The following is a 13,845-nucleotide window of genomic DNA, read 5'->3' as shown; positions in this document are numbered from 1 at the left end:
GCCCGTGCGTCGAGTGTGCGCTGGCGGCGGCCCTGCTCGGCGGGTCGCCGTCCTGGGCGCTCACTGAGCGCCCAGGACGCACACTGAGCGCCCCGGTTAGCTGAGCCGCTCGATGATCATCGCCATGCCCTGGCCGCCGCCGACACACATGGTCTCCAGACCGAACGTCTTGTCGTGGGTCTGCAGGTTGTTCAGCAGCGTGGTCAGGATGCGGGCACCGGTCATCCCGAACGGGTGGCCCAGCGCAATCGCGCCGCCGGACACGTTCAGCTTGTCCTCGTCAATGCCCAGCTCGCGCGCCGAGCCCAGCACCTGCACCGCGAACGCCTCGTTGATCTCGAACAGGTCGATGTCACCGACCGACATGCCGGCTCGTTCCAGCGCCTTCTTGGACGCCTCGATCGGGCCCAACCCCATGATCTCCGGCGACAAGCCGCTGACCCCGGTGGACACGATGCGCGCCAGCGGGGTCAGGCCCAGCTCCTTGGCCTTGGTGTCGCTGGTGATGACCACCGCGGCGGCACCGTCGTTGAGCGGACAGGCGTTGCCCGCGGTGACCGTCCCGTTGGGCCGGAACACCGGCTTGAGGTCGGCGATCTTCTCGTAAGTGGTGCCCGCGCGCGGGCCGTCGTCGGTGCTGACGGTGTTGCCGTCGGGCAGCGTGACCGGGGTGATCTCGCGCTCGAAGAAGCCGTTCTTGATCGCCTCTTCGGCCCGGTTCTGGCTGCGCACGCCCCAGTGGTCCTGGTCTTCGCGGCTGATGCCGGTCAGCAGGGCGACGTTCTCGGCGGTCTGGCCCATCGCGATGTACACGTCGGGGAGGTTGCCGTCGGCGCGCGGGTCGTGCCATTCGTCGGCGCCGGCCGACGCGGAGGTCGAGCGTTCCTGCGCCTCGTCGAACAGCTGGTTCTTGGTGTCCGGCCAGGAGTCGGCGGTGCCCTTACCGAACCGCGACACCGTTTCCACCCCCGCGGAGATGAACGCGTCGCCTTCGCCGGCCTTGATCGCGTGGAACGCCATGCGCGTGGTCTGCAGCGACGACGAGCAGTACCGGTTGACGGTGGTGCCGGGCAGGAAGTCGTAACCGAGTTCGACGGCGACCACGCGGGCCAGGTTGAAACCGGACTCACCACCCGGTTGGCCGCAGCCCAGAATGAGGTCGTCGATCTGATGCGGGTTCAGCGCGGGCACCTTGTCCAGGGCGGCGCGCACCATCTGGGTGGCCAGGTCGTCCGGGCGCATGTTGACCAGCGACCCCTTCATGGCGCGGCCGATCGGTGAGCGGGCAGTCGAGACGATGACGGCTTCGGGCATGAGGGGCTCCTAGGTTGCGATGCGGGCTCGCCTCAGAACTGGATCACCGGGGCCCGGCTTGGACTAGACGCTGATAAATCTAGTCTTCACCCAACCGCTGGTGCCGCGACGGGTGCGGGCATCGGGTGCGCGGGGCGCCGCCACAGCCGCGGAACCGCAATGCGCCAAGTGTGCCCGCCGTCGAGCGCAGCCGCGCTAGGCCGAATGATGTTCTCCTGCATAGAGATTCCGAGCTTCTCACGCAGCGCGTCGCGCAGCGCGGGCAGCAGCTCCTCGGCCGCCAAAGCGTAGGCCGCAGCCGAGGGGTGGTACTGGTCGGCGGAGAACATCACCTCGGGCATGGCCCGGAACTTGGGCGCCAGCAGATGTCCCAGCGGTACCGGTACCCCGCCGGCGGCCCGGACGGCGGCCGTCTGGGCCCGGGCCAGCTGTGCGCCCCGGGTGTGCGCGAGCGACCGCAGCGGCTGGGGAATCACCGGGATCACGCCCAGATCTGGGCAGGTGCCGACCACGACCACCGCGCCGTGCGTGCGCAGCCTGCGCACCACCGAGCCCAGCCGCTGCGCCGAGGGGCCGATACCGTTGAGCGCGGTGATGTCGTTGGCGCCGATCATGATCACCGCCGCGTCCGGCGGCGGCCCGGCCACGAACATCGCATCGACTTGCCCGACAACGCCTTTGGATGTGGCACCCACGATGGCTTTGGTGCTCAGCCGGACCCGGATGCCGGCTTGCTCGGCGAGCGCGCGGGCGAGCAACACCCCGGGCACTTCCTCGGCACTCATGCATCCGTATCCGGTGGCCGTCGAGTCGCCGAAGACCATCAGGTGCAAGTCGAACGGCAGTCCCCGCAGCCACCGCTGAACTGGGCCGCCGCCGGGGCAGTACACGCCGTCGGCGCGGGGCGGAACATCCCAGGCCTTCGGGATGACGGTGCGCGTGTGCGTCGCCTGACCCACCAGCAGGTTGCGTGCGCCCAGATAGGCCGTCCCCGTCGAGGCGAGCGCACCCGCGGTGGCCAGGGCGATCGTCGAACGCCGTGGCACGCGCATGCTCACAGAAAACAGTTTAGGACGGTTGTTCCCATTTCGTGGGTAGCTGAGAAACAAAGGAGTTACGGTGTGGATCAAATGTGGTATCGAAACGGATTCTGCGAACGTTGAAACGCAATAGGACTGTCAAGCTAAGTTCGCGAGGCGGCTGAACACTTCGGTGTGACGGGTGAACTGAACGCTCAGCCACTTCGTCACATGCTGTATCGGACTACAAAGGCGTAGGAAGTGTTGAGCATGACTGCACCCAGTAAGGTATCCGGCTCGCCCAGAGTTGCCATTCGTCCGCGCGATGCGCTCAAGGCTCGTAGACTTGAGTCACGCAGATTCGCCATCAGTGACGGCGCCCCAGTCGAGGTCGTCGAGTCTGGGCCCAGCGTTGCTGCGCGGTTAGCTACGCTGGCTTCGCGATTCACCATACGACCGGTTCTTTCGGTCGGCAGCTACGTCCCGCACCTGCCCTATCCGTGGGGTCTGATCGATCACGCCGCCAAAGTCCTGCTGCCCGCCACCACCGGCGTGCGAGCCACCGTCAAGCTGCCGCACGCAGCGGCGCAGTTGGTGCGCGCGGCTGGTGTACTGCCCGCGGACGGCACCCGGCGAGTGGTTCTCTACCTGCACGGCGGTGCGTTCCTGACCTGTGGAGCAAACTCGCACGGTCGACTGGTCGAGTTGCTCTCGAAGTTTGCTGACGCGCCGGTATTGGTAGTCAACTACCGGTTGATGCCCAAGCATTCGATCGGCATGGCTTTGGACGACTGCCACGACGGCTACCGCTGGCTGCGGGAGCTGGGTTATGACCCAGAGCAAATTGTGTTGGCGGGTGACTCCGCCGGCGGATATCTCGCATTGGCGCTGGCGCAGCGGTTACAGGACCAAGGTGAAGAGCCGGCCGCATTGGTGGCAATCTCGCCCTTGCTGCAACTGGCAAAGGAAGACAAGCAAGCCCATCCCAACATAAAAAGCGACGCGATGTTTTCTGCCCGGGCGTTCGACGCTCTGGGTGAGTTGGTTGCTAGCGCCGCCGCAAAAAATAAGGTGAACGGCGAACCGGAAAAGATTTACGAGCCGTTGGAGCACATCCGGCCGGGGCTGCCGCGGACGCTGATCCACGTGTCGGGTTCGGAGGTCCTGTTGCACGACGCGCAGTTGGCCGCTCGCCGACTGGCCGCAGCCGGGGTACCGGCCGAGGTGCGCGTCTGGCCCGGACAGGTGCACGACTTCCAGGTCGCCGCGCCGATGCTGCCCGAGGCCATCCGTTCGCTGCGTCAGATCGGTGAGTACATCCGCGAGGCCACCGGTTAGTCCTGAGCGGGGTGTGCGCGGCTTGGTAGCGCCTGAGACGATGAATGCATGCGGATCGCCCAGCACATCAGTGACCTCATCGGCGGCACGCCCCTGGTTCGGCTGACCTCCGTCGTCCCCGAGGGGGCGGGCATCGTCGCCGCGAAAGTCGAGTACCTCAACCCGGGTGGCAGCTCCAAGGACCGCATCGCCGAGCGGATGATCGAAGCCGCCGAGGCCAGCGGCCAATTGCGCCCCGGTGGCACCATCGTCGAGCCCACCTCCGGCAACACCGGCGTCGGCTTGGCGCTGGTCGCCCAGCGCCGCGGCTACAAGTGCGTGTTCGTCTGCCCGGACAAGGTCAGCGAGGACAAACGAAATGTGTTGCGCGCCTATGGCGCGGAGGTAGTGGTGTGCCCGACGGCGGTACCGCCCAGCGATCCGGACAGTTACTACAGCGTGTCCGACCGGCTGGTCACCGAGATCGACGGGGCTTGGAAGCCTGACCAGTACGCCAACCCGCAGGGCCCGGCCAGCCACTACGCCAGCACCGGCCCGGAGATCTGGGCCGACACCGACGGCAAGATCACCCACTTCGTCGCCGGCATCGGCACCGGCGGCACCATCACCGGCGCGGGCCGCTACCTCAAAGAGGTTTCCGGCGGAGCCGTACGCATCATCGGCGCCGACCCGGAAGGTTCGGTGTACTCGGGCGGCACCGGCCGCCCCTATCTGGTGGAAGGGGTCGGTGAAGACTTCTGGCCGGCGGCCTACGACCCGTCGGTACCCGACGAGATCATCGCGGTGTCCGATTCCGACTCGTTCGAGATGACCCGACGACTGGCCCGCGAGGAAGCCATGCTGGTCGGCGGGTCGTGCGGAATGGCCGTGGTCGCCGCGATCAAGGTGGCCGAGGAAGCCGGGCCTGACGCGGTGGTCGTCGTACTGCTACCCGACGGCGGGCGCGGCTACATGTCCAAGATCTTCAACGACGCCTGGATGTCGTCCTACGGATTCTTGCGCACCCGACTCGACGGCTCCACCGAGGAATCCAGCGTCGGAGATGTGTTGCGGCGCAAGTCCGGAGCTCTGCCGGATCTGGTGCACACCCATCCCGCGGAGACCGTGCGCGACGCCATCGGCATCCTGCGCGAATACGGGGTGTCGCAGATGCCGGTGGTCGGCGCGGAGCCGCCGGTAATGGCCGGTGAGGTCGCCGGCAGCGTGTCGGAACGCGAGTTGCTCTCCGCGGTCTTCGAAGGTCGCGCCAAATTGGCCGACGCCGTATCACAACACATGAGCCCGCCGCTGCCGATGATCGGCGCCGGAGAACTGGTCAGCGCGGCCGGAAAGGCGCTGCGCGACTGGGACGCGTTGATGGTCGTCGAAGAGGGCAAACCGGTCGGCGTCATCACCCGCTACGACCTGTTGGGATTCCTGTCCGAGGCGCCGCGACGACGGTAATCGGGACACGTGACGCGCTCGGCAGGCCTTCGGTACTGTAATGCGGCCTAGTTCAGCTAACCCTGATTGAAAGGTTGTCGATGACCGATCAGCCGCCGCCCGGCGGGTCCTACCCCCCGCCGCCCCAGCCGCCGTCCGGTGCAAGCGGATCCCCCTCCTTTCCGCCCAGCGGCGGTGCGGTCCCGCCGCCGCCTCCGCCGCCCGGCGGCTCCTACCCGCCGCCCCCGCCGTCCTCGGGCGGATACGCGCCCCCACCGCCCGGACCGGCGATCCGCAGCCTGCCGACGGAGTCCTACACGCCGTGGCTCACCCGGGTGCTGGCGGCCCTGATCGACTGGGCCCCGTATGCCGCCCTGATCGGCATCGGCTACGGGATCATGCTGGCCACACAGGTTTCGAACTGCGTGACCTCCGTCGGCCCGTACGAAGTCAGCCAGTACTGCAGCCCTCAACCGTCGGTGATCGGGCAGCTGGCGCAGTGGCTGCTGACCCTGCTCGGCATCGCCTATCTGGTCTGGAACTTCGGCTACCGGCAGGGCACCACCGGGTCGAGCATCGGCAAGTCGGTGCTGAAGTTCAAAGTGGTCAGCGAAACCACCGGCGAGCCGCTGGGATTCGGCATGTCCGTCGTGCGCCAGCTGGCCCACGTCGTCGACGCGATCATCTGCTACATCGGATTCCTGTTTCCGCTCTGGGACGCCAAACGGCAAACCTTGGCGGACAAGATCATGACGACGGTCTGCTTGCCGCTCTGACTCAGCAAAGCGCCGCCCCGGCCGTGCACTCGGCCGGGGCGGCGTTCGCTATTAGGCTGGCTGTCGATGAGCGCGTCAGACCCCACCGAGCAATTCACCGGACTCGCCACCCGAGCCATCCACGCCGGTTTTCGCCCCGACCCGGCCACCGGCGCGGTCAACGCGCCGATCTATGCCAGCAGCACCTTCGCCCAAGACGGCGTCGGAGGGTTGCGCGGCGGCTACGAATACGCGCGCACCGGCAACCCCACCCGTGCCGCCTTGGAGACCGCGCTGGCCGCGGTCGAGGAGGGCAGGTACGGACGCGCCTTCAGTTCCGGCATGGGCGCCACCGACTGTGCGTTGCGGGCCATCTTGCGGCCCGGCGATCACGTGGTCATTCCCGACGACGCCTACGGCGGCACCTTCCGGTTGATCGACAAGGTCTTCACCGGGTGGGGTGTGGACTACACCGCGGTGTCGCTCGCCGACCTGGATGCGGTGCGGGCCGCCATCACGCCGAGCACCCGGCTGATCTGGGTCGAAACCCCGACCAACCCGCTGCTGTCCATCGCCGACATCGCGGGTATCGCGCAGCTGGGCGCCGATACCTCGGCAAAGGTGTTGGTGGACAACACGTTTGCATCCCCTGCGGCGCAGCAGCCGCTGACCTTGGGCGCCGACATCGTGCTGCACTCCACCACCAAGTACATCGGCGGTCACTCCGACGTGGTGGGCGGTGCGCTGATCACCAACGACGAAGAGTTGGACCAGGCGTTCGCGTTCCTGCAGAACGGGGCTGGCGCGGTGCCCGGGCCGTTCGACGCATACCTGACGCTGCGCGGCCTGAAGACGCTGGTGCTGCGGATGCAGCGGCACAGCGAAAACGCCGCTGCGGTAGCCGAATTCCTGGACGGACACGCGGCGGTGAGCACGGTGCTGTATCCGGGTCTGCCCGCGCACCCCGGCCATGACGTCGCCGCGCGGCAGATGAGCAGCTTCGGCGGCATGGTCTCGGTGCGGATGCGCGGCGGCCGCAGCGCCGCCGAAAAGCTTTGCGCCAGAACGCAACTGTTCATCCTGGCCGAATCGCTGGGTGGGGTGGAATCGCTGATCGAGCATCCCAGCGCCATGACGCACTTGTCGACCGCCGGTTCCCAGCTCGAGGTGCCCGAGGACCTGGTGCGGCTGTCGGTCGGCATCGAGGATGTCGCCGACCTGCTCGCCGACCTGGAACAGGCGCTGGCTTAGCCGCGCCCTCCCCGACCGTGCATCAGCCGACGGGACACGCCGTCGTCAGCTTCCCAGTCGCGGCCCGGGAGGATTACGGGTGATACGGCTCGGCGCTGACCAGGGTCACCGAAACGGTGTTGCCGCTGGGCACCGTGTAGCTGCGCGTCTCGCCCACCTTGGCGTCGATCAAAGCGCCGCCCAGCGGTGAGTTGGGGGAGTAGACCTCGAGCTTGCCGTCGTTCACGCCCTCTTGGCGGGTCGCGATCAGGAACGTCTCGGTGTCGGACTCGTCGCCGTTGTAGTAGACCTTCACCACCGAACCGGGCAGCGCGACCCCGGACTGCTTGGGCGCCTCGCCGACCTTGGCGTTGTTGAGCAGATCCTGCAGCTGGCGGATCCGGGCTTCCTGCTGGCCTTGCTCCTCGCGGGCGGCGTGGTAGCCACCGTTTTCCCGCAGGTCGCCTTCTTCGCGGCGGTCGTTGATTTCGGCGGCGATGACCGGACGATTGGCGATCAGCTGGTCGAGCTCGGCCTTGAGCCGGTCATGTGACTCCTGTGTCAACCAGGTCACCTGAGTATCCGTCATCTCGTCGTGCTCCTTGTTCTGTTGGTGTCGCGGATTCGCGCAAGTATGTGATCCCGTTGTCGGGAATATGTGGGCCCCCACCCTCAGGTGCTGCCACTTCGTCCTGCTCACGGCCTCTAATGCAGCAATACACGGTCCCGATCAGGACCGTGCATTCATCTATGTTACCACCGCGCAAACTCGGGATGACAGCATATCCCCTGCTCGGCGTTTGTTAGCGGGCTCAGGGGGAGCGCAGGTAGCCAGGAACGTCCGTGCCGCAGCCATAGATGTCCGCCACCGCAGGCGGCTTGCTGGATTTCACCGTCGTCGTCACCTGAACGGTGCGCTGACTCGCCGGCGCCACCAGCACCTCCCGGCGACCGGTCTCGCTGCCGTCTTTGGACCGCACCCGCACGATGCAGGCCACCGGGCGCGACGGATCCGAGCGGGTCACCGTGATGGTCACCGACGCCGTCTCGTCGTCGATCAGCTGGTAACCGGCCAGCGTGCCCGAGACCGGCTCGGTGGCGGTCCGCTGATAGCCGACGACGGCCACCAGAAGAGCGCCGCCGACGATCAGTACCCCGAGCACGATGAGGACGCCGCGCCGCGAAGCAGCCGACATCCGCGTGCGCCCGTAGCGGGCCTCGGGCCGCTCGAGGGGACTGTGCGTCATGTCTTCTGTCATGCCTGGGTAATTGCGGGGTATCTGAGAACTGGAATTATAGGGGCGACCCATAGGCTCGGGGACGGCAGCAAAACAGACAAAGGGAGCACGTGAGCAAACTGCGGTTGATGGCGGTGCATGCCCACCCCGATGACGAGTCCAGCAAGGGGGCTGCGACCCTGGCGCGGTACGCCGACGAGGGTCATCGCGTCATGGTGGTGACGCTGACCGGCGGCGAACGCGGGGACATCCTCAACCCGGCGATGGACCTGCCCGACGTCTTGGAGCACATGGCGGAGATCCGCCGCGACGAGATGGCCAAGGCGGCCGAGATCCTCGGCGTCGAGCACACCTGGCTGGGATTCGTCGACTCCGGATTGCCCAAGGGCGACCCGCCACCGCCCCTCCCGGAAGGGTGTTTCGCGCTGGTGCCGCTGGAAGAGTCCAGCGAGGCGCTGGTGCGCGTGGTCCGCGAGTTTCAGCCGCACGTGATGATCACTTACGACGAGAACGGCGGGTATCCACACCCCGACCACATCCGCTGCCACGAGGTTTCGGTCGCCGCCTACGAAGCGGCCGGCGACTACCGCCGCTTCCCGGACGCCGGTGCCCCGTGGACCGTGTCCAAGCTCTACTACGTCCACGGCTTCCTGCGGGCACGGATGCAGTTGCTGCAGGACGAATTCGCCAAGCACGGCCAGGAGGGCCCGTTCGGCAAGTGGCTCGAGCGCTGGCCTCCCGACCACGACTTCTTCGAGCGGCGCGTCACCACGCGCGTCGAGTGCTCGGCGTACTTCAGCCAACGCGACGACGCGCTGCGCGCGCACGCCACCCAGATCGACCCGAACGCCGAATTCTTCGCCGCACCGCTGTCCTGGCAGGAGCGGCTGTGGCCCACCGAGGAATTCGAGCTGGCTCGTTCCCGCGTGCCGATCCAACTGCCCGAAACCGACCTGTTCGCCGGGATCGAGCCCGGCCAATGAACCACCTTCTGCTCAGCGTGATTGCTGACGAACCGCGTAACACCGGCCCGGATTTCGGCAAGGCCAGTCCGCTGGGGCTGCTGGTAGTCATCGTGTTGGTGATCGCGACGCTGCTTCTGCTGCGCTCGATGAACCGCCAACTCAAGAAGGTGCCGGAATCGTTCGATCGCCAGCACCCCGAACCCGACCAGGCCGCCGACGAAGGCACCGACGTCGTCGACCCCGAAGATGAGGGTCCCGGCTCCGGCCGCAGCGGACCGGCTCGACCCCCCGGACGCGCCGATGAGCCCGGCTGACGCCGCCGGCAGCAACACCCTCGGACTGGCCACCAGCCCGTATCTTCGCCAGCACGCCGACAACCCGGTGCATTGGCAGCAGTGGACACCCCAGGCGTTGGCCGACGCGGCCGCGCGGGATCTGCCGATCCTGCTGTCCATCGGGTACGCGGCATGCCACTGGTGTCACGTCATGGCCCACGAATCGTTCGCCGACGACGAGGTCGCCGCGGCCATGAACGCGGGGTTCGTCTGCATCAAGGTGGACCGCGAGGAGAGGCCGGACATCGATTCGGTGTACATGAACGCCACCGTCGCGCTCACCGGGCACGGCGGTTGGCCGATGACATGCTTCCTCACCCCCGACGGCCGCCCCTTCTACTGCGGCACCTACTACCCCAAAGAGCAATTCTTGCAACTACTCTCGGCGGTCTCCGACACCTGGCTGCAGCGCCGCGAGGAAGTTGAGGAAGCCTCGGACCACATCGCCGGCGAATTGCGCTCGATGGCCGCCGGACTGCCCGGCGGCGGCCCCGAGGTGGCGGCAGAACTATGCGACCACGCCGTCGCCGCCGTGCTGCGCGACCAAGACACCGCCCGCGGCGGATTCGGCACGGCGCCCAAGTTTCCCCCGTCGGCGTTGCTCGAGGCGCTGTTGCGCCACTACGAGCGCACCGGTTCGCCAGCGGCGCTCGACGCGGTCACCCGCACCGGCGCCGCCATGGCCCGCGGCGGCATCTACGACCAACTCGCCGGCGGCTTCGCCCGCTACAGCGTCGACAATGCTTGGGTGGTACCGCATTTCGAGAAGATGCTGTACGACAACGCCCTGCTGCTGCGCGCCTACGCGCATTGGGCCCGGCGCACCACAGATGCGCTGGCGCGGCGGGTCACCGCACAGACCGCCCAATTCCTGCTCGACGAACTGGCCGACGGCGACCTGTTCACCTCATCGCTGGACGCCGATGCCGCCGGTCGCGAGGGCTCGACATATGTGTGGACGCCGGCGCAATTGAGCGAAGTGCTCGGTGTCGATGACGGACGTTGGGCGGCAACGGTTTTCAACGTCACCCGGACCGGCACCTTCGAACACGGGACGTCGGTGCTGCAGTTGCTCACCGAGCCCGACGACCCGGCTCGCCTGGAGCGCGTCCGCGCGCAGCTGCTGGCCGCCCGGCGCACCCGCGTTCAGCCCGGACGCGACGACAAGGTCGTCACGGCGTGGAACGGGTTGGCGATCACCGCGCTCGCCGAGGCCGGCGTGGCCCTGGGTGAGCCGGGGCTGGCTGTGGCCGCGCAGCGGTGTGCCGGCGCGCTGCTGGACGCGCATGTCGTCGACGGCCGGCTGCGGCGGGCCAGCCTGGGCGGAGTGGTCGGGGACAGCGCCGCCATCCTCGAGGACCACGCGATGCTGGCCACCGGGCTGTTGACGCTCTATCAGCTCACCGCCGACGCGGGCTGGCTCGATGCGGCAACCGGGTTGCTGGACACCGCGGTGCAGCATTTCGGCGACGCCGACAACCCGGGCCGCTGGTTCGACACCGCCGACGACGCCGAGCAGTTGGTGCTGCGGCCCGCCGATCCGATGGACGGGGCGACGCCGTCGGGTGCCTCGTCGATCGCCGAAGCCTTGCTGACGGCCGCCCACCTGGTCGACGAGGACCGCGCCGAGCGCTATCTGCGGCTGGCCGGGGAGACGTTGCACGCGCATTCGGTGCTGCTGGCCCGCGCGCCGCGCTCGGCCGGACACTGGCTGGCCGTCGCCGAAGCCGCGGTGCGTGGACCGCTGCAGATCGCGGTGGCCGGTGACGCGTCGCAGTCGCCGTTGTTGGCCGCCGCGCGCCGGCTGGCGCCGGGTGGGGCGATCGTGGTGGGCGGCGAGCTCGACTCGTCGACGCTGCTGGCCGGGAGGGACCGGGTGGCCGGGGCCGATGCCGCCTACGTCTGCCGGGGCAGGGTCTGCGACCTGCCGGTGACCACCGCGGAGCAACTCGCGACCGCCCTGGACGTGCCCGCGTAGTAGCGTGCGTCACATGCCGAATGCCGCCGCGAGGACCCAAGCGATCACCGACACGGTTCACCGCTACATCGACGCGGTGACCAACGGCAGCCCGGACGAATTGGCCGCCTTCTACGCCGAGGACGCCACGCTGGAGGATCCCGTCGGGGGAGAGGTGCACATCGGCAGCCGCGCCATCGCCGGCTTCTACTCCGCGGTCACCGGCGTCGAGCGCAAGTGCGAGTTGGTGACGCTGCGGGTCTCCGGCAACGAGGCGGCTTTTCACTTCCGGCTGACGATCACCGCCGGCGATCACAAGATGCGGATCGAACCCATCGAGACCATGGTCTTCGACGACCAGGGCAAGGTCACCGCGATGAAGGCCTATTGGTCACAGACCGACGTCACGCAACTGTAGGGGGCTCTTCCGTCACATCCGTCACAGCGGTCCCTGGAGATGACGGTGCTTTGTGTGCCCGCCTATCAGCGACAAGGTCGGTTGTCGCTCAGAGGTGGGCACTTCAGAAGCCTCCCGGCGGAGAGGCTGATGGGGCCGGTGTGACGAGCCGTCAGAACACCACGAACCACATGGCGATGTAGTGGCAGATCGCCGCTACCGCCGTGCAGGCGTGGAAGAACTCGTGGTAACCGAAGGTCGTCGGCCACGGGTCGGGCCAGCGCAAGGCATAGAGGATGCCGCCGATGCTGTAGAGCGCGCCGCCGACGAACAGCAGCACCATCGCGGTCACCCCGGCGTTGTGCAGGATCGTGCTGGTGTACCACACCGCCACCCAACCCAGCAGGATGTAGAGCGGCACCCCGACCCAGCGCGGCGCCGACGGCCACAGCATCTTGAGCAGGATGCCTGCCGCCGCCCCGCCCCAGACGACCGACAACACCACGTGCCCGTCGTGGCCGGGCAGCGCCAGCAACGCGAACGGCGTGTAGCTGCCGGCGATGAACACGAAGATCATCGAGTGATCCGCCCGCTTCATCCACTTGCGCGCGGTCTCGGACTTCCAATTGACCCGGTGGTAGGTCGCGCTGACCGTGAACATGATGATCGTGGCGAAGGTGTACAGCAGCGTCCCGAGTCCGGCCTTGGTGGAGTCCAGGGCCCAGGACACCGCGACCAGCGAGGCACCTGCGGCCACCGCGGCGGCGGCGGAGTAGACGTGAATCCACCCGCGGAACCGCGGCTTCGTCAGGACGCGGGCGACGCCCTCGGCGATCTGATGGGCAGCGTTCGACGGTGCGGATCCGTCCGACTCGGCCGGTGCGCTGCTAAGCGTGCTGGTCTGGCTGCTCATTAACTGGTGCCTCCGGATGCAACGGGTTGGGTTGCGGGCTGATTTCTAGTGCCCAAGATTAGCGGGAATGGCTGTGTGCAAGCTGATGGACATGGCGTGATATTGCCCAAATTTCGGCCGGGAAACCGGGCGTGGATCACAGTAGGGTGAATGGTCGTGGAGATAATCCCGCCGCGGCTCAAAGAACCGTTGTATCGGCTTTACGAGCTGCGGCTGCGGCAGGGGTTAGCCGCCTCCAAGTCCGAACTTCCCCGCCACATTGCGGTGTTGTGCGACGGCAACCGGCGCTGGGCGCGCAGCGCGGGATACGACGACGTCAGCTACGGCTACCGCATGGGGGCGGCCAAGATCGCCGAAATGCTGCGCTGGTGCCAGGAAGCCGGCATCGAAATGACAACCGTCTACCTGCTTTCCACCGAGAACCTGCAACGCGATCCCGACGAGTTGTCCGCGCTGATCGAGATCATCACCGACGTCGTCGAGGAAATCTGCGCCCCCGCCAACCGGTGGAGCGTGCGCACCGTAGGAGACCTGGAACTGCTCGGCGACGAACCGGCCCGCCGGTTGCGCGGCGCCGTCGACTCCACCCCGCAGAACGCGTCATTCCACGTCAACGTCGCGGTCGGCTACGGCGGCCGCCAAGAGATCGTCGGCGCGGTGCGCGCGCTACTGGGCAAGGCGCTGGCCGACGGCGCCACGGCCGAGGAACTCATCGACGCGGTCACCGTCGAAGGCATTTCGGAGAACCTGTACACCTCCGGACAACCCGACCCCGACCTGGTGATCCGCACGTCGGGCGAGCAACGCCTGTCGGGCTTCCTGTTGTGGCAGAGCGCGTACTCGGAGATGTGGTTCACCGAGGCGCACTGGCCGGCCTTCCGGCATGTCGACTTCCTGCGGGCGCTGCGCGACTACAGCATGCGCCATCGCCGATACGGCAAGTAAGCTCCGTCGGCCAAGTG

The 13,845-nt window shown here is 67.5% G+C and carries 14 protein-coding genes; 9 read left to right on the top strand and 5 right to left on the bottom strand.

What is annotated here, in order from left to right:
* Positions 1-96: 96 nt before the first annotated feature.
* Both I2456_RS20755 and I2456_RS20750 read right to left on the bottom strand, forming a co-directional pair.
* Positions 97-1,314, bottom strand: a complete 1,218-nt coding sequence (locus I2456_RS20755) for an acetyl-CoA C-acetyltransferase (RefSeq protein WP_068021832.1) — start codon at positions 1,312-1,314, stop codon at positions 97-99.
* Positions 1,315-1,400: 86 nt separating this feature from the next.
* On the bottom strand, positions 1,401-2,360 hold the full coding sequence (locus tag I2456_RS20750) for an SGNH/GDSL hydrolase family protein (protein WP_139823135.1): 960 nt from the start codon (positions 2,358-2,360) through the stop codon (positions 1,401-1,403).
* A 243-nt stretch (positions 2,361-2,603) separates the two neighbouring features.
* Here I2456_RS20750 and I2456_RS20745 point away from each other — a divergent pair, with 243 nt between their 5' ends.
* The 4 genes from I2456_RS20745 (at position 2,604) to I2456_RS20730 (ending at position 7,099) form a co-directional block, all read left to right on the top strand.
* Complete coding sequence (locus I2456_RS20745) at positions 2,604-3,671, top strand: alpha/beta hydrolase (RefSeq protein ID WP_085074017.1); 1,068 nt, start codon at positions 2,604-2,606, stop codon at positions 3,669-3,671.
* Positions 3,672-3,719: 48 nt separating this feature from the next.
* Positions 3,720-5,114, top strand: a complete 1,395-nt coding sequence (locus I2456_RS20740; RefSeq protein WP_068021819.1) for a cystathionine beta-synthase — start codon at positions 3,720-3,722, stop codon at positions 5,112-5,114.
* An 80-nt stretch (positions 5,115-5,194) separates the two neighbouring features.
* On the top strand, positions 5,195-5,869 hold the full coding sequence (locus tag I2456_RS20735; protein WP_085073981.1) for an RDD family protein: 675 nt from the start codon (positions 5,195-5,197) through the stop codon (positions 5,867-5,869).
* A gap of 66 nt (positions 5,870-5,935) precedes the next feature.
* The gene (locus I2456_RS20730; protein ID WP_085073980.1) at positions 5,936-7,099 is read left to right on the top strand and encodes a cystathionine gamma-synthase; all 1,164 of its coding nucleotides are present in this window, start codon (positions 5,936-5,938) and stop codon (positions 7,097-7,099) included.
* A 73-nt stretch (positions 7,100-7,172) separates the two neighbouring features.
* Here the strand turns inward: I2456_RS20730 and greA are convergent, their stop codons facing one another.
* Positions 7,173-7,667, bottom strand: a complete 495-nt coding sequence (gene greA, locus I2456_RS20725; RefSeq protein WP_068027545.1) for a transcription elongation factor GreA — start codon at positions 7,665-7,667, stop codon at positions 7,173-7,175.
* A 223-nt stretch (positions 7,668-7,890) separates the two neighbouring features.
* The gene (locus I2456_RS20720) at positions 7,891-8,325 is read right to left on the bottom strand and encodes a DUF4307 domain-containing protein (protein ID WP_085074016.1); all 435 of its coding nucleotides are present in this window, start codon (positions 8,323-8,325) and stop codon (positions 7,891-7,893) included.
* A gap of 101 nt (positions 8,326-8,426) precedes the next feature.
* On the opposite strand from I2456_RS20720, the gene mca reads away from it, so the two are divergent.
* The 4 genes from mca to I2456_RS20700 are packed head-to-tail and all read left to right on the top strand — an operon-like array spanning position 8,427 to position 11,991.
* Positions 8,427-9,299 carry a mycothiol conjugate amidase Mca gene (gene mca / locus I2456_RS20715; protein WP_085073979.1) on the top strand — a complete coding sequence of 291 codons (873 nt, stop codon included), beginning with the start codon at positions 8,427-8,429 and terminating at the stop codon, positions 9,297-9,299.
* Entirely contained in the window at positions 9,296-9,595 is a 300-nt protein-coding gene (locus tag I2456_RS20710; RefSeq protein ID WP_085073978.1) for a hypothetical protein, read from the top strand. The genes mca and I2456_RS20710 overlap by 4 nt, the downstream gene beginning before the upstream one ends.
* A complete protein-coding gene (locus I2456_RS20705) occupies positions 9,582-11,594 on the top strand; it encodes a thioredoxin domain-containing protein (protein ID WP_085073977.1) in 2,013 nt (670 codons plus the stop codon). The genes I2456_RS20710 and I2456_RS20705 overlap by 14 nt, the downstream gene beginning before the upstream one ends.
* Before the next feature lie 13 nt (positions 11,595-11,607).
* Positions 11,608-11,991 carry a nuclear transport factor 2 family protein gene (locus I2456_RS20700; RefSeq protein WP_085073976.1) on the top strand — a complete coding sequence of 128 codons (384 nt, stop codon included), beginning with the start codon at positions 11,608-11,610 and terminating at the stop codon, positions 11,989-11,991.
* Between the two features lie 151 nt (positions 11,992-12,142).
* Here the strand turns inward: I2456_RS20700 and trhA are convergent, their stop codons facing one another.
* Positions 12,143-12,883, bottom strand: coding sequence for a PAQR family membrane homeostasis protein TrhA (gene trhA / locus I2456_RS20695; protein WP_068027560.1), 741 nt, complete (start codon positions 12,881-12,883; stop codon positions 12,143-12,145).
* A 156-nt stretch (positions 12,884-13,039) separates the two neighbouring features.
* Here trhA and I2456_RS20690 point away from each other — a divergent pair, with 156 nt between their 5' ends.
* Complete coding sequence (locus tag I2456_RS20690) at positions 13,040-13,828, top strand: (2Z,6E)-farnesyl diphosphate synthase (RefSeq protein ID WP_068028204.1); 789 nt, start codon at positions 13,040-13,042, stop codon at positions 13,826-13,828.
* Positions 13,829-13,845 lie beyond the last annotated feature (17 nt).

This window comes from Mycobacterium kubicae (assembly GCF_015689175.1).
GTDB lineage: Bacteria > Actinomycetota > Actinomycetes > Mycobacteriales > Mycobacteriaceae > Mycobacterium > Mycobacterium kubicae.
Note: the sequence above shows the minus strand (reverse complement) of the source record. Positions and strands in the feature narration are given on the sequence as shown.